Annotated in this window: 20 protein-coding genes and 2 pseudogenes; 8 read left to right on the forward strand and 14 right to left on the reverse strand. The window is 69.2% G+C overall.

Features of this window, described 5'->3' with window-relative positions; genetic code table 11:
- Positions 1-86: 86 nt before the first annotated feature.
- The 3 genes from AB5J55_RS01575 to AB5J55_RS01585 form a co-directional block, all read right to left on the reverse strand.
- Positions 87-1,493, reverse strand: a complete 1,407-nt coding sequence (locus tag AB5J55_RS01575) for a hypothetical protein (RefSeq protein ID WP_369268883.1) — start codon at positions 1,491-1,493, stop codon at positions 87-89.
- Complete coding sequence (locus AB5J55_RS01580; protein WP_369268884.1) at positions 1,490-2,206, reverse strand: FadR/GntR family transcriptional regulator; 717 nt, start codon at positions 2,204-2,206, stop codon at positions 1,490-1,492. The genes AB5J55_RS01575 and AB5J55_RS01580 overlap by 4 nt, the downstream gene beginning before the upstream one ends.
- Before the next feature lie 198 nt (positions 2,207-2,404).
- Positions 2,405-2,800: a RidA family protein gene (locus tag AB5J55_RS01585; protein ID WP_369276053.1), complete on the reverse strand. Its 396-nt coding sequence runs from the start codon at positions 2,798-2,800 to the stop codon at positions 2,405-2,407.
- 137 nt (positions 2,801-2,937) lie between these two features.
- On the opposite strand from AB5J55_RS01585, the gene AB5J55_RS01590 reads away from it, so the two are divergent.
- Both AB5J55_RS01590 and AB5J55_RS01595 read left to right on the forward strand, forming a co-directional pair.
- Positions 2,938-3,912: a helix-turn-helix transcriptional regulator gene (locus AB5J55_RS01590; RefSeq protein ID WP_369268885.1), complete on the forward strand. Its 975-nt coding sequence runs from the start codon at positions 2,938-2,940 to the stop codon at positions 3,910-3,912.
- 69 nt (positions 3,913-3,981) lie between these two features.
- Positions 3,982-4,140, forward strand: a pseudogene (locus AB5J55_RS01595) (VOC family protein); the annotation flags it as partial.
- Between the two features lie 96 nt (positions 4,141-4,236).
- Here AB5J55_RS01595 and AB5J55_RS01600 read toward each other — a convergent pair.
- Complete coding sequence (locus tag AB5J55_RS01600) at positions 4,237-4,803, reverse strand: DUF6817 domain-containing protein (RefSeq protein ID WP_369268886.1); 567 nt, start codon at positions 4,801-4,803, stop codon at positions 4,237-4,239.
- Between the two features lie 58 nt (positions 4,804-4,861).
- Positions 4,862-5,471 (reverse strand): annotated as a pseudogene (locus AB5J55_RS01605) (helix-turn-helix domain-containing protein).
- A 108-nt stretch (positions 5,472-5,579) separates the two neighbouring features.
- Here AB5J55_RS01605 and AB5J55_RS01610 point away from each other — a divergent pair.
- Together AB5J55_RS01610 and AB5J55_RS01615 are read left to right on the forward strand one after the other, a co-directional pair.
- On the forward strand, positions 5,580-6,152 hold the full coding sequence (locus AB5J55_RS01610) for an MFS transporter (protein ID WP_369268887.1): 573 nt from the start codon (positions 5,580-5,582) through the stop codon (positions 6,150-6,152).
- Entirely contained in the window at positions 6,077-6,409 is a 333-nt protein-coding gene (locus tag AB5J55_RS01615; protein WP_369268888.1) for an MFS transporter, read from the forward strand. Before AB5J55_RS01610 ends, AB5J55_RS01615 begins: the two co-directional genes overlap by 76 nt.
- A 63-nt stretch (positions 6,410-6,472) precedes the next feature.
- Here the strand turns inward: AB5J55_RS01615 and AB5J55_RS01620 are convergent, their stop codons facing one another.
- From AB5J55_RS01620 to AB5J55_RS01630, 3 genes are read right to left on the reverse strand one after another with little or no spacing between them, the layout of a single operon-like run.
- Entirely contained in the window at positions 6,473-7,240 is a 768-nt protein-coding gene (locus tag AB5J55_RS01620; RefSeq protein WP_369268889.1) for an NPP1 family protein, read from the reverse strand.
- Positions 7,241-7,253: 13 nt separating this feature from the next.
- A complete protein-coding gene (locus AB5J55_RS01625; protein ID WP_369268890.1) occupies positions 7,254-8,396 on the reverse strand; it encodes a glycoside hydrolase family 19 protein in 1,143 nt (380 codons plus the stop codon).
- A 59-nt stretch (positions 8,397-8,455) separates the two neighbouring features.
- Positions 8,456-9,814: a lectin gene (locus tag AB5J55_RS01630; RefSeq protein WP_369268891.1), complete on the reverse strand. Its 1,359-nt coding sequence runs from the start codon at positions 9,812-9,814 to the stop codon at positions 8,456-8,458.
- 211 nt (positions 9,815-10,025) lie between these two features.
- Between AB5J55_RS01630 and AB5J55_RS01635 the strand changes: the two genes are divergently transcribed.
- Genes AB5J55_RS01635 through AB5J55_RS01645 form a run of 3 tightly spaced genes read left to right on the forward strand, consistent with a single transcriptional unit; the run spans position 10,026 to position 11,932 of the window.
- A complete protein-coding gene (locus AB5J55_RS01635) occupies positions 10,026-10,601 on the forward strand; it encodes a hypothetical protein (protein WP_369268892.1) in 576 nt (191 codons plus the stop codon).
- A 33-nt stretch (positions 10,602-10,634) separates the two neighbouring features.
- A complete protein-coding gene (locus AB5J55_RS01640) occupies positions 10,635-11,609 on the forward strand; it encodes an amidohydrolase family protein (protein WP_369268893.1) in 975 nt (324 codons plus the stop codon).
- Positions 11,606-11,932 (forward strand): hypothetical protein, encoded by a 327-nt coding sequence (locus tag AB5J55_RS01645; RefSeq protein ID WP_369268894.1) that lies wholly within the window; start codon positions 11,606-11,608, stop codon positions 11,930-11,932. The genes AB5J55_RS01640 and AB5J55_RS01645 overlap by 4 nt, the downstream gene beginning before the upstream one ends.
- Before the next feature lie 106 nt (positions 11,933-12,038).
- On the opposite strand, the gene AB5J55_RS01650 is transcribed toward AB5J55_RS01645, so the two are convergent.
- The 5 genes from AB5J55_RS01650 to AB5J55_RS01670 form a co-directional block, all read right to left on the reverse strand.
- Entirely contained in the window at positions 12,039-12,665 is a 627-nt protein-coding gene (locus tag AB5J55_RS01650; protein ID WP_369268895.1) for a glyoxalase, read from the reverse strand.
- 73 nt (positions 12,666-12,738) lie between these two features.
- Positions 12,739-14,355: a phospholipase D family protein gene (locus tag AB5J55_RS01655; RefSeq protein WP_369268896.1), complete on the reverse strand. Its 1,617-nt coding sequence runs from the start codon at positions 14,353-14,355 to the stop codon at positions 12,739-12,741.
- A gap of 69 nt (positions 14,356-14,424) precedes the next feature.
- Positions 14,425-15,039: a dihydrofolate reductase family protein gene (locus AB5J55_RS01660; RefSeq protein WP_369268897.1), complete on the reverse strand. Its 615-nt coding sequence runs from the start codon at positions 15,037-15,039 to the stop codon at positions 14,425-14,427.
- A 77-nt stretch (positions 15,040-15,116) separates the two neighbouring features.
- Positions 15,117-15,362, reverse strand: a complete 246-nt coding sequence (locus AB5J55_RS01665) for a hypothetical protein (RefSeq protein WP_369268898.1) — start codon at positions 15,360-15,362, stop codon at positions 15,117-15,119.
- A 162-nt stretch (positions 15,363-15,524) separates the two neighbouring features.
- Positions 15,525-16,808, reverse strand: coding sequence for a phosphatase PAP2 family protein (locus tag AB5J55_RS01670; RefSeq protein WP_369276054.1), 1,284 nt, complete (start codon positions 16,806-16,808; stop codon positions 15,525-15,527).
- A gap of 366 nt (positions 16,809-17,174) precedes the next feature.
- Between AB5J55_RS01670 and AB5J55_RS01675 the strand changes: the two genes are divergently transcribed.
- A complete protein-coding gene (locus tag AB5J55_RS01675; protein ID WP_369268899.1) occupies positions 17,175-18,308 on the forward strand; it encodes an AI-2E family transporter in 1,134 nt (377 codons plus the stop codon).
- A gap of 114 nt (positions 18,309-18,422) precedes the next feature.
- Here the strand turns inward: AB5J55_RS01675 and AB5J55_RS01680 are convergent, their stop codons facing one another.
- The gene (locus AB5J55_RS01680; RefSeq protein ID WP_369268900.1) at positions 18,423-18,989 is read right to left on the reverse strand and encodes a hypothetical protein; all 567 of its coding nucleotides are present in this window, start codon (positions 18,987-18,989) and stop codon (positions 18,423-18,425) included.
- Positions 18,990-19,154 lie beyond the last annotated feature (165 nt).

Genomic DNA, 19,154 nt, shown 5'->3' on the forward strand with positions numbered 1-19,154 from the left:
TGGCACCGCACGGGTCCATTCGGCAGTGCCGTCGTCAGCGAGCAGCGACGCGGCAAGAGCCGTGAGTCCAGGGGAAGTTGACGAAGTCATCGGTCGCCTACCTCCGCGTGGGCAGTGCCGGAGAGCCGCCAGGTGGCCTCCTGCCGCCATGTGCCCCACCAGCGTTCGACGCTGACCACGGCGTCCGCGGTCTCGGTGTTGCGGCAGACCGCGGGGGATCCGTCGGGGTCGGTGTAGTCGAGGGCCAGCGTCCGCTGTGGCGGCTGGGTCACCGTCACCCGGATGCGGCGTCGGCCCGCACGGCCGGCCACGTGCCACTCGGGGAGGCCGATGTCCGCCCGGAACCGGCCGAGCCCCGCCCAGCCCACGGCGGCGCGCTCCGCACGACGAGGCCAGGTACGCCCGTTCTGCAGCAGGCGCAGGAACACCAGGGGTGGCAGCCGGTCGAGCCCGCGGCGCATGGACACCGCGGCAACGATCTCCAGGACGTCACCGCCGCCCAGGTCGGCGTGCAGCCACGCCCAGCGTCGCGCGTTGCCGTGGCCGTAGATGCGGGCGCTCGCGCCGACCGCCCGGTCCAGCCGCAGCGCGTCGGCTCCGTACCGGACGGTTCCGCTGTAGTGACAGCGGGCGGCCGGCAGCATGTGGCTGGCCGGCAGCCAGGGGCGCCGCCACGACCAGCGGGGAAAGGTGTGGACCGGACCGCTCAGGGGCGTCTCGGTGAGCGACCAGGTGAACGGCCCCGCGGAACCGGCGAGACGGCCGGGCTGGGCGCTGATCTCCTCGGTGGCGAAGCCCTGTTGCTCCGCCGACCACGGCACGGGGCCGAAACGTGCGTGCTCGGCGGGGCCGTCCTTGGGGAAGACTGCGACCCAGCCGTGCGCGTAGGCGCCGGAGCCATCGGTGGGCGCCACGACTTCGTGGTGCAGCCATACCCCGCTGCCGGTCGCCGGATCGGTCAGCGTCGTGTACCAGACTTCCGTACGCCCGGGGTTGCCGTCCCAGCGCGAGGCCAGATCCTGCCCCTGGTCGGGTGACGGTGGGGACTGCGCCGCGCGCGGGAAGCGGAAGCTGGTCAGGAAGGGCAACAGGCCGGTGGCGAGGGGGAAGCGGAGTATGCCCTCGCCCACCGGTTCGCCGTCCTCGTAGAGGGTGTACGGCAGCAGGGTCATCGAAGAGAGCGGGCGCGCGGGCGAGATGGACTTCCAGCCGTCCAGCACCAGGCGCCGGCCCTCCATGGCGAACGAGATCCGGTAGCGGATCCTGCGGCGGGCCAGGGGCGAGATCTCCAACTCACCGGCGGCTTCGGCATCGTCCGCCCGCCCGGCTATTCGCACCCTTCCCGTCAGGCGCGCCTGAGTCGTGCGGTGCGGCAGCATCAGGTCATCGGACCGGGCCACAAGGTCCAGGCGCACAGGGCGCTCACGGTCCTCGTCGCTCAGGTGCACGCGACCCAGCATCGCCTCCTGGAACACCGTTCCGCGTGAGGTCACAGCGCACCGTCCCGGCGTTCGCGCGAGCGCGCCAGCCCCTCGAGCATGATGCGTTCCGTCGCCGCCAGATAGGCGCCCGCCGCAACGCGCGCCGCCTCGGAGTCGCGGACGGCCACGGCCTCGACGACCGGTGCGAGACGGTCGTGGGCCGCCCGGGCCTCCGTGAAGGGCCCGACCAGCGCTGCGCGGACCGGCAGATAGGCGTTGAACAGGGTGTTGGTGAGCAGGACGTACACGCGGTTGCCCGTCGCGCGGGCGAGTGCCCGGTGCACCTCGGCGTCCGCCAGCTGCACGGCGTCGCCGCCGTCCGCGTCCGCGACCGCTGCCAGCAGCGCCCACAGCTCGGCGACCTGGGCCTCGGTGGCCCGGTCAGCGGCACGCTCCGCGATCAACGCCCCGATGCTGCGCCGCACTTCGAAGATCTCGCCGATCCAGTCCGGACTGTGCCGCACGAGCATCGGCAGGAGGTCCGCTCCGCCGAGACGCAGGAAATCCCGGACGCGTGTCCCCACTCCGTGCCGCGTCTCCAGCAGACCCGACTGCGCCAGCCGGCCGAACGCGTGCTTGAGCGTGGTGCGGTTGACCCCGAACTCGTCGGCAAGTTCGCGCTCGGGAGGCAGATAGCTCCCCGCCGGATGCCGCCCGGCGAGAATGTCCTCCCGCAGCCGTTTTTCAAGGACGTCGACGACGGTCTCGCGTGGCAGTGCTTCCATCCCGGCATCTCCAAGCATGCTGTGGATCAGTGACTCATCCACTGAACCACTAAGACTGACCTCGGGTCAACGGATGCTCACTGGAACGGAGTTCGAACGGGACGGGTAGCCAAGTGGCGGGCCATCGGCCGTCGACCACCACGGTGCTCCTGCTCGTGCCGGTTGAACCGGCACGAGCAGGGAGGCGGCCAGGTCGCATCACGCGACGGCGGTCCCCTCGAGCTCGATCATCAGGGTGGGGATCGCCAGCCGTGCGACCCCGAGCATGGTGGTGGTCGGTGCCACCCCGGCGACTGCCAACCGGGACGCCAGCACGCCGTAGTGCTGGAAGAGCAGATCGACGTCGGTGGTGTGGACATTGAGCCGGACGAGGTTCGCGAGGGACATGCCGGCCTCCCCGAGCACGGCCTCCAGGTTGTCGAGGCTCAGCGCCAACTGCGCCGCCATGTCACCGTCATGCTGGGGCTTGCCGTCGCCGCTCATCGCTGTCTGTCCGGAGCAGTACAAGGTCCGGGTGTGCCCAGAGACGATCTCGCCCTGGTTGTAACCCATCTCCACCGACCACGTCCACGGGTTGACCGTCGTGCGCTCCACAGCCACATCAGCTCCACTCGATTCATCGACAGTGCGTACGTCCACCGGCTCCGCAGCCGCACATCCTTGACGTCGCGTTGAAAGCCTGGCAGCCAACCACGACACCCTGTGTCATGTATTTCGATAGGCTTTCTCATATGCGCGCCGACCGGTTGGTATCGCTGGTGCTGCTGCTGCGCCAACGCGGTCGGCTGTCAGCGGCCACGCTGGCCCGCGAGCTGGAGGTGTCCACCCGCACCGTGCTGCGCGACGTGGAGGCGCTGTCCGCGGCCGGGGTCCCGGTCTACGCCGAACGCGGCCGGCACGGCGGTTTCGCGTTGTTGCCCGGATTCCAGACAGAGCTGACCGGACTGAACCACGACGAGGCGCTCGCCCTGCTGGTGGCCGGATCACGGCGCGGCGCGCAGGTGTTCGGCCTCGGCTCGGCGCTCGCTTCGGCCATACTCAAGGTGGTCGACGCGCTGCCCGAGAGCTGTCGGGACACCGCGGCCGGCGCCGCGCAGCGACTGCTCGTCGACCCGGAGACGGACCTTCTCTCGCGCCGCTCGGTCGCTGAGGAGGTGCCCGACGCCGTTGTGGCCGAGGTCCGGCGCGCAGTGTTCGCCGGACACAGGCTGCGCATCCACTACGCGGCTGTGGACCAGACCCCGAAGTGGCGCACGGTGGACCCGATCGGCCTGGTCACCGTACGCGACCAGGGCTACTTGCTGGCCACGAGGGACGGCGCGGACCGCACCTACCGGCTGTCCCGGGTGTTGGCCGCCGAGGAACTCGACGAACCCGCGCAGCGACCGGACCGAGTCGATCTGGACCGGGCCTGGCAGGAACGCAGCACGCAGTTCCGGACCGGCGGCGACCAAGTCACCGTGCTGGTACGGGTGGATCCGGCGCGGCGGGAGGAACTGGCGGGCACCGCGCTGGCCGTCCACGCCGAAGGAGCCGACGCAGACGGTTGGCTGCGGCTGGAGGTCACCTTCCAGGATTCACGACACGCCGAATGGGCGCTGTGGCAGCTCGCCACGAACGCGGAAGCCCTGGCCCCACAGTGGCTGCGCAACTCCCTGCGCAACCGCGCCTCCGCGATCGCCAGCCGCTATGGGGAGTCGGCCTGAGAGTGCCGCCTGCTGCGGGCGGCCGCCGACACCGATGTTGTTGCCGAGCGGGCGCACACGATCGCCCGCATGGCACTGCGACCTGTCACGGTGAACATGAAGGCTCTTGATCCATCGGCGGTCGGCCAGTTCTGGGCGGAGCCGCTCGGCTGAAGTGCCTACAGCCCCGGAGTGACCACCTGCACCGGGCCCGTCGGCCGCCTCGCTTGGCCAAACCCGGTCGCCGTCATCGCCTCCGGTCTCTCGGTGCGACGCCCGCCCACGTGGGCCAGGGCAAAGGTCGGGACACCGGCTCCGGAAACCGGCCGGCGCAGGCGCAGTGCCCTACGCCAATTGCCGGGCGACGGCATCCTGCGCGGCCGGCGACAGCAATGGGCCAGTCCGCTTGAGGAGGCCGTAGAGCCCGGGTCCGTGCTGCTTGGCCAGTTCCGCGTTGTGCGCCAGTACATCGAGTTCATTGGCTGCCGTGATCTCGACAAAGGCCCGCAGGTCGTCGGGCGTCGGACTGTGCTCACGGCTGGTGAAGCGGTCTCGGAAGGCGACCGCGGCGGTGCCGTCGAGACGGGGATACACGGTGGCGCGGTCGCAGCTGGCGTACAGGTACACCAACGCCTCCGCCTGTGCGCCGATCAGCGCGACGAGCGTCGCCCGGTCAGTGAGGGGAAGCAGTGTCGGTGCGAAACCGTCGGTTCCGTACGTCGCATGGCACAGACCCGCTGCCTGGACGGCGGGGTCGGCTTTCCATTCGGCCAACAGCCGTTGAACACGCTGCAAGTGCTCCAACAGCGTGCCGCCGGGATGAGGCATCTGACCGGCTCCCCGCTCCAGCAGAAACGCCTCAATAGCCGCCTGACCCTCACCGGTCAGCGGTCGTTGCCTGGCTTGTGCCATGGTTCGGATGTCCTCTCACCAGTGCGGCGGTCTCGGGCCCGTCGCGCTCATCGGTGGTTCACCGCCGGCCACCGGCCTGCGACGATCGATGCGGGTCGGTGCGTACGTGCGCACGCACCCCTTGCAGGCCGAACAGGATGAGAACCTCAACCACGCCGCCGTCGGCGCTGCCCAGCCAGTGGGGCAAGGACGTGTCGAACTCGGCTGCCTCACCGGGCGGCAGCGTCAGGTCGCGCTCGCCGGTCACGAGCCGAAGGCGTCCGTTGAGCACATAGAGCCATTTGAAGCCTTCGTGGGTCTGCGGGGTCGATTCCAGTGGTTCCGGCGACGCGGGGATGATCATCTTGAAGGCGTGCACCCTCCGCCCGGTCGCCGGGACGGGGCACGAACGTCATCCCGAACCGCCTGATCGGCTTGAGGTGGATCCGGGGGTCGCCCGTGCGCGGGGTGCCGACGAGCTCGTCCAACGGAACGTCATAGGTACGGGCGAGCGGCAGCAGCAATTCCAGGCTCGGCCGACGCAGTCCGCTCTCCAGCCGGGACAGAGTGCTCTCCGACACGCCGGTCGTCGCCGCGAGGTCGGCGAGGGTGATGCCGCAGGCACGACGCAGCGCACGAAGGCGCGGCCCCACACCGTCGAGCACGTCGTCGTCCGTCTTGCGATCCATCAGGCCATCTTGCCGTAGCCGCAAGATTCCGTGCCAGGTCGTGGGCTGCCCGGCAAGACTGAGTGCATTCGCCGCGGGTATCGGCCTGCCCCGGGAAAGGAGCCCACAGTGCCCGGCACCACGCGCCGCAACCGCCGCCGCGACACCCCGCCACCCCGCACCGGGAGCAACGAGATCGAGGTCCTGCGCGGGTTCCTCGACTACCTCCGGACCTCGATCGCAAAGGGGCGCCGCGAGGAAGCCGAGGTGTTGATCGAGAAGTACGGCATCGAGGTCGACGTCGTCGCGGAACTCGAAGAGCGCGACGCCCCCGCGAAGGAGGGGTTCGGTGCGCTGTTCCATCGCCGGCACCTGCGCAGCACGGTGTTCGCGAACGTCTTCTGGGCGGCTCTGGTGCTGCCGTACGTCGCCATCGGCACGTTCTGGACCCAGGTCCTCGAGGCCCTCAACATGGGTGACAACGCGGTCGCGGCGCTGCTCGTCCACTCCTTCACCGCTGTGGCCGGTGTGACGGCAGGCTGCCTCGTCGTCGACCGGATCGGCCGGCGCAGGCTGCTCATCCCGCCGTTCTGGATCACCGCGGGCTGTCTGGCCCTGGTCGCGTTGTGGCCGACCTCGACGCCGGTCATCGTCGGCGATTCCTGTTCTTCATCTTCCTCAACGCCGCTTCGAGCGCACTGACCGCTGTCTGTCCCCTGGAGGTCTTCCCGACCGCCCCGCGCACCACGGGCGTCGGCTTCGCCACCGCGATGAGCCGGGTCGGCGCGGCCATCGGCACCTTCCTGCTGCCGATGGGACTGGAGCGGTTCGGGGCGGAGTTCGTGCTCCTCATCGGAGCGGGTGTGCTCGCCGCCGGTGGTCTGGTCTCGCAGTTCCTCGCCCCGGAGACGACCGACCTGGACCTCGCGCGGGCGGCGCGCAAGGCACGAGGGGCATAGCCACCGCACGCCAAAGGGACGGCCCCGCAGGCGATCGCCTGCGGGGCCGTGCACTGTCGAGCCTCACGCGTAGGCGTCGAAGGGGATCCCGGAGGGCTTCGCGTAGTTGAGAGCCCACTGGAAGTCGCCGTCGTCGATCTTGATCGTGGCCGAGCCGAAGTCGGCGCTCATGAGCTTGTCGCGGTATCCGGCCGGATAGCCCTCCCAGCCCACCAAGCGCGGGAAGAACCAATTGCCGGTGGCGTTCTCCGCCGGTTCGTCGTTGGTGTTGGCGAACCGGAAGCAGTGACTGGAGACGCCGTCCTTGTGGTAGACGATCTTCGGGTGCGTGCCGTCGAAGCGGATCGCCGAACGAGCCGCCAGCTGGTAGGTGTTGTGCTGGGACACCGACACGTACTCGGCCTGGTTGTTGCTGATCCACACGATGACGTGTTCCCAGTCGTGGGTGTGCCCGAGGGCCGCCGGACCGAGGGTGATCTGGTCCTTCTCGAAGTAGCTCGCGTACATCACCGCGCACCAGCCGTTGTTGCACTTCGCGCGCGAGTAGGTGTTGGCGTTCGCCAGCTGCGCGTAGTCGTGGCAGTTGCCGTTCACGTCACCGCCGAGCTTGAGACCCGGGTTGAGGGTCCCGTCGGCGCCGATGGCGGCCGTGGCGTAGCAGCCGTCGCCGTCGTAGTCGTAGGCCGGGGAGAACGTCTGCTCCAGACCGTCGGCGTTCTGCGGCAGCAGGGTCAGGACGTTCGCGTGGGCGCTCGCCGGGAGGGCCACGACGAGCGTCATCGCGCCGAGGGCGCCGAGGGCGACCTTGGCAAGGGATCTCAGCTTGCGCATCACGGCTCCCGGCTCAGCAGTAGAGGTTGCCGCCCGGCGAGACGCCGAGGATCGAGGTGAACCGGTTGTAGGCGTCCACGCGGCTCTGGACCTGCGCGGGGTTCTTGCCGTCGCACTCCAGGGAGCCGTTGATGCTGCGGATGGTCTGACCGAAGCCGGCCTGGTTCACCATGGCGTTGTGGGGGGTCATGGTGCCGGGGCCGGACTGGGTGTTCCAGTACCACAGCCCGGTCTTCCAGGCGACGGCCGACTCGTTCTGCACCCGCCAGGGGTTGTTCAGCAGATCGATCCCGAGCGCGTCACCCGCGGCCTTGTAGTTGAAGTTCCACGACAGCTGGATCGGACCGCGGCCGTAGTAGGCCGCTTGACCTGCGGGGCAGCCGTAGGGCCGGCTCCAGTCGCAGTAGTGGGGGTAGTTGGCGGTGTTCTGCTCGACGATGTGGACCAGGCCGCCGGTCTCGTGGTTGACGTTGGCGAGGAAGGCGGCCGCCTCCTGCTTCTTCACCGTGTCGCTGCCGGTGTTGGCGAAGCCGGGGTAGGCGCTGAGGGCGGCGGTCAGCCCGCTGTACGTGTAGAACGAATTCCGGTTCGGGAACATCTGGTTGAACTGCGACTCGCTCACGACGAACCCGGAAGGGTTGCCGCCGCCTCCGCTCGCGGGCGCGTTCCACTTCTGGTTGGCGGCGCCGGTGCAGGTCCAGATCTGCAGCCGGGTGCCGTTGGCGCTGTTGTTCTCCCGCACGTCGAGACACTTGTTCGCGGCCGGATTGACGATGTCGCGGGCCGCGGTGACCACCCACTGCTGGTTGGCGCCGCCCGAGCAGTCCCACAGCTGGACCGCCGCGCCGTCGGCGGTGCTGCGGTCGACGACGTCCAGGCACTTGCCGAGCGCGCGCAGGGTTCCGTCACCCTGGTTGGACCAGATCTGGGCGCCCGTGCCGTTGCAGTCGTAGAGCTGTACGGCGGTGCCGTTGGCGTTGCTTGCGCCCGCCACGTCGACGCACTTGCCGGCCAGTCCGGTGATCGTGCCGTCGGCCGCCTGGGCGGGCGTCACGGTGAACAGCGTGGTGAGAACCGCCGAGAGAACGGCGAAGACCGCGAACCGGCCGACGGGACCGCGTCTGGTACCGGACCGTCTGTGGTGGGAGAGAGGCATGGTCGAGAACGCTCCTTTGGTGCGCTGAAGGGGCCAAGGGCCGGCGGGGGTTGGTTGGATCAGCCGGTGTAGCCGGCGAACACGCGGGTGAAGTCCCAGTCGGACTGGTTCACGCCGGAGCAGCTGTCGGCGGGGCCGCCGGTGCACGGGCGGTCGCGGTTGGCCGACCAGAAGGTCAGCCGTGCCAGGTGGTGTTGCTGGGCGTAGGCGAGCATGGTGCGGAAGTCGTTGACCGTGACGGTCTCGTTCTGGTCGGTGATGCCGTTCATGGACGAGATGCCCATGGACCGGTAGGCCTGGTCGTCGGTGTAGCCGTAGGCGCTCTTCAGCGAGTTCTTCAGGCCCTCGGCCGCCTGCACGGAGAGGTTGCCCATGTTCTGGCCGGCCCCCTCGAAGTTGAACGGCATGATGGTCCAGCCGTCCACGCTCAGCCCCGAGTTCGCCGCCCGGTTGATCAGGCTGGTGTCGGGACCGTTCTGGCCCGTGCCGATGGTGACGTAGACCTTCAGGCCGGAGTTGTTCGCCTTGACGGTCTTCAGGGCGTCGACAGTGCGCTGTTGCACGGTCGGGTTGCTGTAGGCCTCGGCCTCGATGTCGATGTCGATGGCCTTCAGGCCGTAGGCGCTGATGACCTTCTGGTAGGCGGCGGCCAGTTCGCTCGCGGTGGAGCAGGAGCTCTCCAGCTTGTTGCCGCTCCAGCCACCGAAGGACGGGATGACGTCACCGCCGTTCGCCCGCACGGTGTTGATCGTCTGTTGGTCGACTCCACCGGTCAGCGCACGGCTGCCGTCCCACTGGGGGTTGCAGTAGCCGTTGCTGAGCACGAAGGCGAGGGTGAAGTACTTGACGCCGGTGGCTTTGGTGACCGTGGTGGGGTTCGGCGGGCTCCCCCAGCCGTTGTAGAGGTAGGGCGCCACAGCCATCGGCGCGGAGGGAGTGTCGCCGTCGCCGGGGGCGGGTGCGTTCCACTTCTGGTTGGCGCCGCCGCCGCAGCTCCAGATCTGGATGCGGGTGCCGTTGGCGGGGTTGTTGTCGGTGACGTCCAGGCACTTGTCCGCCTGCGGGTTGACGATGTCACGCCCGGAGGAGACCGACCACTTCTGGTTGGCACCGCCGGTGCAGCTCCACAGCTGCACCTTGGCGCCGTCCGCGGTCGAACTGCCCGTGATGTCGAGGCACTTGCCGAGGGCACGGATGGTGCCGTCGCTGCCGACCGTCCACTGCTGGGCGGCGGTGCCGTTGCAGTCGTAGAGCTGTACGGCGGTGCCGTTGGCGGAGTTGGCTCCGGCGACGTCGAGGCACTTGCCGGCGAGGCCGGTGACGGTGCCGGTGGCGGCCTGCGCGGGCGACGCGGTGAGCAGGCCGGTGGCGAGGCAGAGCACGGTGAGTGAGCAGGCTGCGGGGAGAGGTCTGGGCATGCGTGCGGAGAGCCCTTCGTGGGGGGGGTGAACGTCCGATACGCATTCACCTCGTGAACGGTGAGTGCGTCGCACGGTGCCTGGCTGACCCGTGAACCTAAAGGTATGGACCATTTTCGTCAAGGCATGAAGTAAGCCGTGAGAGAAGCAATTTGGAGTCCCCGCTGAGCCGCCTCCGCGCCTCGCCACGGGCGGCTGACAGGATGCACGCATGGCGAACACCCAGTCGATCACCTATGAGCGGATTGCCGAAGTGCTGACCGATCTCGGCATGATCACCACGGAGCGGGCCCGCAGAGTCCTGGACCGGGCCGCCGCCTACGCGACCGAGTCGATGGCACGACGCCGTGAAATCGCCGACGCCCTCGAATCCTTCGGCGTGGCCGTGTCCATCCACTCCGACAACGTCGACTTCGCCGACGAGCACTACGAATGGCTACTCGACGAGGCCGCAGCCCTCACCGGCGGCAGCGTCACCGTCTCCAACTACCGCTTCGACAAGGACAACCCGGACGACGAGGACTGCGGCCTGGGAACGATGCACTTCGACTGCAACGGCCGGCCCCTCTCCTTCGGCATCGAGCAGGAGTCGAACGACTACCTCGACATGGGAGCGGCGCAGCAGGCCATCGAATCGCTCACCGCCCATGACGACCCTCGGGAGTTCCGCTGCGTGGTGCTGGAAGGCTCGGATCCCGGCGACGACTACATGGTCCTGGCCACAGCCGAACAGCGGGACGGCCTCCTACGACACCTGGGCATCGTGTTCGAAGCCCCCTTGCGCTGAAGCCGGCCGCCCGCGACCTCGAAGGATCACCGCATGGCACCTGGACCCGGCCACCCGGCCGATTCCGCCGAGCCCGACCCCACCCATCACCTCGTCGGCGAGGAGGCCGGTGCAGTCCGCCGCTTCTGGAGCCGGCTCGGCCTACCCGGACTGGTCGACGTCCACACGCACTTCATGCCCGAGCGCGTTCTGCGCAAGGTGTGGGATTACTTCGACGCCCTGGGGCCGCTGACGGGTGGAGTCGAATGGCCGATCTCGTACCGGAAGGAGGAGACCGAACGAACGGCCCTGCTCCGCGAGTTCGGCGTACGGTCCTTCACCGCGATGCTCTACCCGCACAAGCCCGGCATGGCCCAATGGCTGAACGGCTGGGCGGCCGACTTCGCCCGCCGCACCCCCGACTGCCTGCACACGGCGACCCTCCACCCCGAGCCGGGCGTCGAAGGCTACGTCCGCGATGCCGTCGAGGCGGGTGCACGCGTCTTCAAGGCGCACGTGCAGGTGGGGGCGTACGACCCCGCCGACGAACTGCTCGAGCCGGCATGGGGGCTGCTCGCCGAAGCCCGGATTCCGATCGTGATCCACTGCGGCTCCGGACCGGCGCCAGGGAAGCACACCGGACCCGGCCCGATCGCACGGGTACTGGCACGGCACCCCCGGCTGCGGCTGATCATCGCGCACCTCGGGATGCCCGAGTACGAGGAGTTCCTCGGCCTCGCCGAGCAGTACGAGGAGGTGCGGCTGGACACGACGATGGCGTTCACCGACTTCGCCGAAAAGCTCACGCCGTTCCCCCGCCGCGCCCTGCCCCGCCTGGCCGCCCTCGGCGACCGCATCCTGCTCGGCTCCGACTTCCCGAACATCCCCTACCCGTACCTCCACCAACTCCACGCCCTGGAGCGGCTGGGACTCGGAGACGCATGGCTGCGAGCCGTGTGCCACGACAACGCGGCCCAGGTCTTCGGACTGGAACTGCAAGCGGGGCTACGGCGTCCGAACCTCACATGAAGGAAGAGATCAAGGGCCTCACCGCTTTCCTCGTGGCCGGTCTGGGTGCCGTGGCGGCGCTGCTGGCCTGGGCGCCACTGGCACGGGTCAATGTGGAGGGCGGCTTCGAGGGGCTCCACCGGGACCTCAGTGTCCTCTACATCGACCTGCCGCTGGTCGCCGCGGGCGGTGCCCTGGTACCACTCACCTTCTGGCTGCTCACCTTGCGCCGCTTCCACCGGCCGTGGCTCGCCGCCTTGGCCGCCGTAGCCGCGGCCGCCCTGGCAATCTGGGGCCTCACGAGTTGGTGGGTCCCGTATCAGGCGCCTGAGTTCGCCCACTGACGGTGGTGAGTGCCAGGGCGTTCCCGGCATTCGGGGGTCCGCTGCGAGCTGCAACCCTCAGCCCTGCTCCGCGGTCCCGTGTCCGCCGCCCCGTGCGTCATCCGGTTCACAGCGACGCGGTCTCCGATGCGGTCGTCCACGCGAAGCCGTCCGGGTCGGTGAAGGTCCCGGCGTCGCTGCCGATCGCGAGCCGGTGTGATCCGGTGCCGTCCGGCGAGATGCCGGCGACCTTGGCCAGGCCACGGCGCTTGTAGAGCGCCAGCTTGACCGGGCCCGAGCCGGTGGCGAACTCGACGTACTTGCCGCCGAAGCTCTTCGCCACGGCGAGGCCGTGATCGACGTAGAACTGCTTGCTGGCCTTCACGTCCTCGACGCCGAGCAGGAGCACGATCTCGTCGATCTCCCGCGTGGCCGGGCCGGTGTCCTTCTTCGACGACGACGCGATCTGCCAGATCGTCCCGTCCGGAGCCTGTACGACGCCTCCATAGCCCCAGAGGGACTTGGCGGCGGGCTTCAGCGTCGTGGCACCGGCTGCCACGGCCGCGTCGACGAGGGCGTTGACGTTGGCCGGCTGGGACACCACGAGCGACAGCGTGAATCCGCGGAAGCCGGTCGTCGGTGCCTCGGATGCCCCCAGGCGTACCTGGTTGCCGAGCCCGAAGGCGGTGGAGTAGAAACTGCCGGCGGCGGCGGGGTCGGCCACCTCGAGAGTGACGAATTCGATGGAAGTCATGGGAATGACGCTAGTCACGGCTGGAGCCCTGGCGCTTCTTGAATCCTGACCAGAACGTCCTCAGCCGGGTTCATCAGTACTCGTTGCGGCGCCGCAGCCCGAAGGGCCGGCCATCGGGGTCGACGAGGAGGCGATGCAGAGGCGTGTACAGCCTCTTGGCCGTACTGGAGAAGCTCGGCCGGCGATACGTACGCAATCGCCCAGGAGGCCTGGGGCCGTGGCGGCCGTGGTCGTGCCAGGCATCCAGTGCGGCGGCGCTCGCGGCGAAGGCGTCGAAGGCCTTCAGGGGATCGCAGAGCGCGTCGGGCGCGAGGGGAACCCCCGGTGCTTCGAGATCCAGATGCTCGCGCATGAGTTCCAGACGCAGATCTCTGGCGAAGCCGCGCGCGCCGTCCCCGAGACCGCCGGGGTCGCGTGGCTCGCGCGGGTCCGGGCCCTCGTCCAGGACGGCACAGGTGAGTTCCGAGTCATGGGTCCAGGACCGGAGGTTGATGTTGTCGGAGCCGACCGAGGCCCACACGTCGTCGATCACACACACCTTGGCGTGCACGTACACCGGCGTCCCGACATGGTTCTCCAACCCGTACACCGCGACCCGCCCCCCGCCGGCCCCGCGCAGCCTGTCCAGGGCCGTGATCCGGCCGATCAGGTTCATCGGCAGGGTGAGCCGGCCGTCCTGTTCGGGGACGGTGGGGATGACCGCGATCAGGCGCAGGCCGGGGTGGGCGGTGAGTGCCTCGGCGAAGCACTCCACGACGTGCGGAGACCACAGGTACTGGTCCTCCAGGTAGATCAGGGCCCGGGCCCTGCGCAGCGCCTTGCGGTAGCCGCGCGCGATACTGCGCTCGCCGTCCGGGGCGAAGTCGTAGCCGCGCAGAAGCCGGTTGGGGTAGGTGCGCAGGGCTTGGACGATGTGCGTGCCGCAGGGCGGGGGGTCGGGGGCCTGGGCCGGCAGCCGGTCGGCGCGGGTGTCCTCGTCATGAGCGAACTCGCGCAGGCGGACGAGGGGGCTGCGGGTGAGGGGCGCGGGGTCTTCCCAGCGTTCGCGGAAGCCGGCCTCGATGTCGCCGACGGCCGGTCCGCGTATCGCGAGCTGGATGTCGTGCCACGGTGGGTGCGGTCCGTATGCGGCGGCGATGCGCAGTGACTGGGAGTCTCCGCGGTGCGCGGCATCGTCGTTGCGGTTGTGGCACAGGTCGATGCCGCCGACGTACGCCACGTCGTGCTCCGGCCGGTCTGGATGCCGGAGCACGACGAGCTTTTGGTGGTGCGAGCCGCCGGGACGGACCCGCATGTCGAGCAGGCACTCGCCGCCCCCGGCTTCGATCGCGTCGCCGAGGTGCCGGTTCTCGGCCTCGCTGAACTGGAAACGGTCCAGGTGGGAGCGCCACAGCAGCCCCTTGACGATCACTCCTCGGCGTGCCGCCTCAGCCAGGACGGAGCCGATTTCGCTGCCGGGGCCATCGAGGCGCTCGTCGGGGTCGCCGCGCCAGTCGGTGAACAGGAGCAGGTCTCCGGCGCGCTGCGCACGGATCGTGCTGAGGAGAGCCGGAAAGTACGACGCGCCGTGGATGAGCGGCCGCACCAGGTTGCCGTACGACCACGCCCGTCGATCCGACCGACGGCGGTCCAGACGTGTCGCGCTGTTGCCGCGCTCGGCCGAGGTCAGCAACCAGTCGCTCAGTTCCACAGCCCAAGCCTCCCGATGACACACACGGGTACCCCGTTCGCGCCCCCTCATCCTGGGCTCCGGGAGCCGTCAGCTCTTCGCGACGGGGTGGTACCGCAGGTTCACCTCCGCGGTTCGGTCGCTGCCGTTGAGCAGTTCCAGCCGAATGGGCACGCCCCCGGGGTTGTCGAAGAATCGGACCCCGTCGCCCAGCAGCACCGGCGCTACGTGCAGGTCGATCTCGTCGACCAGGCCTCGATCGAGGAGTTGCCTGCCGATCGTGGGCGAGAACACCTCGAGGTTCTTGCCGCCGGCGGCCTCCAGCCCGATCCGGACCGCCTCGCCCACATCGCAGTTCAGGAACGTCACGCCCTCGGCCTGCTGCGCGTCCTCAGGATGGTGCGTCAGGACGAAGAGCGGCCCCTGCCACGCGCCGCCGTAGACGGCACCGGGCTCGGGGTAGGCGTCCCAGCCGTTCCGGCCGCCCAGCACGGCGCCGGTCGTCGCGACGTACTCCTCGATGATGCCGGGCCGGGACGAGATGCCCGTCAGCCAGTCCATCGAATGCTGCGGCCCCGCCACGAACCCGTCCAGCGACATGCTGAAGTGCAGCAACACCTTCCCCGCGGCCGTCTGTGGCTCCGTGTCCGGCAGGGCCCTGGGGAACGTGCCGTCGGTGCTCTGGGGGGTCTCTGCGGTGGCCACGATCGGTTCCTCTCGTCGGCGGTCCTCGTACTTGTCGACCGGTCCCGTCGCCGAAATTCATCGCCGGAGAGCCAACGTCACGACAGATCGGCCGAAGGCACGTCCGAGAGGCCTTGGCGCAGCCGTTGCGCGTCCCGGAAGAGGCGGTTCGGGCGGCCGGCGAGCACGCCGCCCAGCAGCAGCTCGGGACTGTGGAAGGACCGCGCGGAGGCGGCCACCTCCCGTGCCGACAGGTCGATCTGGATGATGTCGGTGCGGCGGATCTCGTCGATAAAGCTTCCGCAGACGACGCGCCGCAGATTCGCCCATGCCAACGCGCTCATGCACATCGAGCAGGGCTCGCCCGTGGTGTGGAGGGCGGTGTCGGAGACAACTCCATGGAGTGATCAAACCATTACAGATGGTTTCCGATCCGGCTCGGCATCATGCCCCCGGCCCATGGCGCACCAAGCCCGAGGGGCCGGCACGACCTGGTACGCCATGAGTCAGACCAGTTCGGGTTGCGGTTCCAGCTGTCGCCCCGGTGCGACCTTCGGTTCCCAGAGTTTGGTGGTCCGCATGTAGCCGAGAATCACTGAGACCATCGCCAGAATGAGAAGTGGCCCGAACATCAACGGGTATCTGGCCATCTCCATCGGCAGATAGCGATACGACACCAACAGGGCCGCGAAGACCGTCGTGCCGTAGGCGACCAGCTGGATTCCCGACCGATCCCAGCCACGGGCGAGCGAACGCATCGCCGCCTCGATCGTGAGCGCGAACACCACACCGGCGACGATGTCCACGCCGTAGTGGTAGCCGAATCCCAGAGTCGCGCCGAGCGTGGCGATCAGCCAGAAGGTACCTGCGAATCGCAGGATCCGCGGCCCCTGACGGGAGTGAACGAAGATCACGGTGGCCCAGGCCGTGTGCAGGCTGGGCATGCAGTTGCGTGGGGTGATCTCGTCGAACGGCATCGCGTGCGGCGTACCGATCGGCGGCGCCGTCTCCGGCCAGAGGTTGGCGACCGCCCACTGCCCGCCGTCGACGCCGTAGGCGAAGATCGGTCCGACGACCGGGTAGATCATGTAGATGCCCGGCCCGAGGAGGCCGATGACAAGAAACGTGCGCACCAGATGATGGCCCGGGAAGCGGCGCTCGACGGCCACGTGGCGCAGTTGGTACAGCGCGACGACGACTGAGGCCACCGCCAACTGGACGTAGACGTAGTCGAGAACGTGGGCGCCGATCGGGCCGGTGGCCCGAACCATCCGGCCCACCAGCCACGATGGGTTGCCCAGCGCCTGATCGGCGGTTGCCATGTACTGGTCCAGCACCACCGGCCGGGTCTGCGACGTGATGTGCAGCCACGCGTCGCCGGTCTTACGGCCGGCCACCAGCAGCAGTCCCAGCCCCACGCCCTTCAGCAGCAGGGCACGTTCCCGGCCGGTGCGGTGCGTGACTGCGATGACCGTGCAGCCCAGCATCACCCACAACGCGCCGTTGCCGAAGGGATGGCCTTCGGTCACCTTTATGTCGGCGGCCCACCGCACCACGACGAATATGAGGTCGATGCCGATCGCGGTACCCACCGCGATGAACCGTTGCCGCCGGGTGAGCACCACCATCATCAACGCCATACCGGCGTACAGCAGGAATCCCGACTTGGGCGGGAATATCACCTCTCGCGCCTGCGTGGTGATCGGCCCCGGTATGCCGTAGTGGCGCGCCGCGATCTCCAGCGCGACGAGGAACCCGAGGGTCACCACACCCGCAACGGTCCACAGCATCGCCCGTGGTTGACGCCACGCCGCGACGGCGAACTTGATTCTGTTTTTTATTCGCGAGAACGCCCGCGACGACATGGATATCAATTTGTTTGGCCGGTTTTCAGATGTTAGGTCAACAGGTCACTTTGCTCTGATTGGTACGGTTTTCGGGCAACGGTCGGCGATGAGGGCGATCATCGCGAGTTCGAACATGTTAGCGGAGAAGGCCAGTAGGTTTCGGCTCGGTGAACTGACGCTCGCTCAGCGCGGCGAGAACCCGCCCGACAGCCCGCCCATCAGCCCGCCTTGGCGCTGCCGGTACCGGCCTTAGGGGGAATTCCGCGTCGGCTGCGCGGCCCGGTTGCCATCGGGTGGTACGGGCATGAGATGGCCTCGCCCCCCGATCCGCCCGCCTCACCGCTCGAGCACCCGAGCGGCGTGGAGTCGCGCGTGCCGGGGCTGCTGCGGACCGCCGCCGCGTACGCATGGCGGATCATCGCCGTCGGCATCGTCGTCCGCGTCGCCTTCTCCGTGCTCGGGCAGTTCCACCGGATCGCCGTCGCCGTCTTCCTCGGTCTCGTCATCACTGCCGTGCTCCGCCCCGTGGCCGGCCTCCTCGCCCGCTACATGCCCCGGCCGCTCGCGGTCGCGGCCGCGCTCATCGGCGGCATCGTCCTCATCCTCGGGGCGCTGGCCCTGGTGGGTGAGACGGTGGCGGACCAGCGGAGCGGGCTGGAGCGGGAGTTCGTGACGGGAATCGACCGGATCGAACGTCAGCTGGAGGAGCCTCCGTTCCGGCTCCCCCCGGATGTGTTCGATGATCTCCAGTCCCGGATCGGCAAACTCCTGTCGAGTCACCGCTCGACCCTCATCAGTACGGCACTCAGCGGCGCAAGCCGACTGCTCGAGGTGCTGACCGTGCTCGCTCTGGCCCTGTTCTGCGCGGTGTTCTTCACGCACTCCGGCGAGAAGCAGTGGCAATGGCTGTGCGACCAGCTCCCCATGGCGGCCCGTCAGCGTTTCGCCGTCGCGGGCGGGGCCGCCTGGCGGACGTTCACCGGTTACACGCACGGCATCCTGCTGGTCGCGGCAACCAACGCGGTCCTCGTGGGCATCGCGCTGCTCGCACTCGGGGTGCCCCTCGCCGTGCCGTTGGCGCTGCTGGAGTTCGCGGCCGCTTTCATCCCGCTGATCGGCTCACCGATCGCTCTCGCGGTCGCGGCCGTCGTCGCGCTGGCTTCCAAGGGAGTACTGATCGCCCTGCTCGTCGTGGCCCTGATCGTCGTCATCGGACAGATCGAGGGCCACCTCCTGCACCCCATCGTGATGAGCTGGGCCGTCCGCCTGCACCCGGTGGTGGTCGCGCTGGCGGTCGTCGGCGGAGCGGTGGCGGCGGGGGTGATCGGCGCCGTGGTAGCCGTACCGGTGGTGGCCGTGGTCTGGTCGGTGTGCCAGGCACTGCGGGGCCGCACCGACGAACCGGAAGGGATCGGGGCCAGGTCCGGCGACAGCAGCGCCTGAGCCGTGTGCGGTGACCGATCCTGGGGTGGGCGGGGTGCGCTGACGGATGTGGGGTGGGACTGGATGCCGCCGCGGGTGCCGGGAGCCGACGGCCGCTTCGGCCGGTACGGCCGGTCAGTGGCCGACGTAGGCCTTGACCAGTGCTACGGCCAGCCCGATCACCGCGTCGAGCACGCCGGCCAGGACGCCGGCCATGGTGCTGTTGCCCATCCGGACGCCGCCGTACCAGCCCCAGCCGAACAGGCCGGCCACGTTCACCCCGGCCGCGGCGAACAGGGCGGTGTCCAGGTCCATCACGTCCAAGGCCGCGGAGCCGATCAGGATGAGCGGACCGACCGCGGACAGCAGCAGCGGGCTGCTGACCCACAGCATCCGGCGCAGTTCCGCTCCGGTGGCCACCCGGCCGTGCACCGTGCGGTGCGCCTGCTCGTCGGCCACCAGCGTCGCGAGCCACAGGCCGACCGCGGCGGCCGCCACACTGGCCGCGGCACCGGCGACGGAGGGGTGCTCGGCCGCCGTCAGGCCGATCACCACGGAGATCATGGTGATGGTCGCGTACAGCCGCTCCTTGAGCCAGTTCAGCCAATCGGCCGTGGTCCGCGGGTCCTTGCCCGCCCCGGCCGCCGGGCCGCCGGCCGGAAGGGGCAGGCCCCCGGCGCCCTCGGTGTCGTCGTGGCCCATGCGGCCAGCGTAGGTGTTCGACCTGGCCTGTCTGACGCTCCGTCAGGGCGTGTCGCCCGAGGGAGGGGCGGCGGTGGCCATACGCCGGGAGCCTGCCTGCATGCTCTCGTACGGGTGAGGGGGCGGCGCGGAGCTCGGTATGTGCAACACCGGCGACGATGAAGG

Source organism: Streptomyces sp. R11, from assembly GCF_041051905.1.
GTDB lineage: Bacteria > Actinomycetota > Actinomycetes > Streptomycetales > Streptomycetaceae > Streptomyces.

Excerpts from the sequence above, each read along its gene's own strand:
- AB5J55_RS01590 (WP_369268885.1), top strand. The coding sequence starts at position 2,938 with ATGCGCGCCGACCGGTTGGTATCGCTGGTGCTGCTGCTGCGCCAACGC.
- AB5J55_RS01625 (WP_369268890.1), bottom strand. The coding sequence starts at position 8,396 with ATGCCTCTCTCCCACCACAGACGGTCCGGTACCAGACGCGGTCCCGTC.
- AB5J55_RS01670 (WP_369276054.1), bottom strand. The coding sequence starts at position 16,808 with ATGCTGTGGACCGTTGCGGGTGTGGTGACCCTCGGGTTCCTCGTCGCG.
- AB5J55_RS01580 (WP_369268884.1), bottom strand. The coding sequence starts at position 2,206 with ATGGAAGCACTGCCACGCGAGACCGTCGTCGACGTCCTTGAAAAACGG.
- AB5J55_RS01620 (WP_369268889.1), bottom strand. The coding sequence starts at position 7,240 with ATGCGCAAGCTGAGATCCCTTGCCAAGGTCGCCCTCGGCGCCCTCGGC.
- AB5J55_RS01640 (WP_369268893.1), top strand. The coding sequence starts at position 10,635 with ATGGCACCTGGACCCGGCCACCCGGCCGATTCCGCCGAGCCCGACCCC.
- AB5J55_RS01675 (WP_369268899.1), top strand. The coding sequence starts at position 17,175 with ATGGCCTCGCCCCCCGATCCGCCCGCCTCACCGCTCGAGCACCCGAGC.
- AB5J55_RS01680 (WP_369268900.1), bottom strand. The coding sequence starts at position 18,989 with ATGGGCCACGACGACACCGAGGGCGCCGGGGGCCTGCCCCTTCCGGCC.
- AB5J55_RS01600 (WP_369268886.1), bottom strand. The coding sequence starts at position 4,803 with ATGGCACAAGCCAGGCAACGACCGCTGACCGGTGAGGGTCAGGCGGCT.
- AB5J55_RS01665 (WP_369268898.1), bottom strand. The coding sequence starts at position 15,362 with ATGAGCGCGTTGGCATGGGCGAATCTGCGGCGCGTCGTCTGCGGAAGC.
- AB5J55_RS01645 (WP_369268894.1), top strand. The coding sequence starts at position 11,606 with ATGAAGGAAGAGATCAAGGGCCTCACCGCTTTCCTCGTGGCCGGTCTG.
- AB5J55_RS01635 (WP_369268892.1), top strand. The coding sequence starts at position 10,026 with ATGGCGAACACCCAGTCGATCACCTATGAGCGGATTGCCGAAGTGCTG.
- AB5J55_RS01630 (WP_369268891.1), bottom strand. The coding sequence starts at position 9,814 with ATGCCCAGACCTCTCCCCGCAGCCTGCTCACTCACCGTGCTCTGCCTC.
- AB5J55_RS01650 (WP_369268895.1), bottom strand. The coding sequence starts at position 12,665 with ATGACTTCCATCGAATTCGTCACTCTCGAGGTGGCCGACCCCGCCGCC.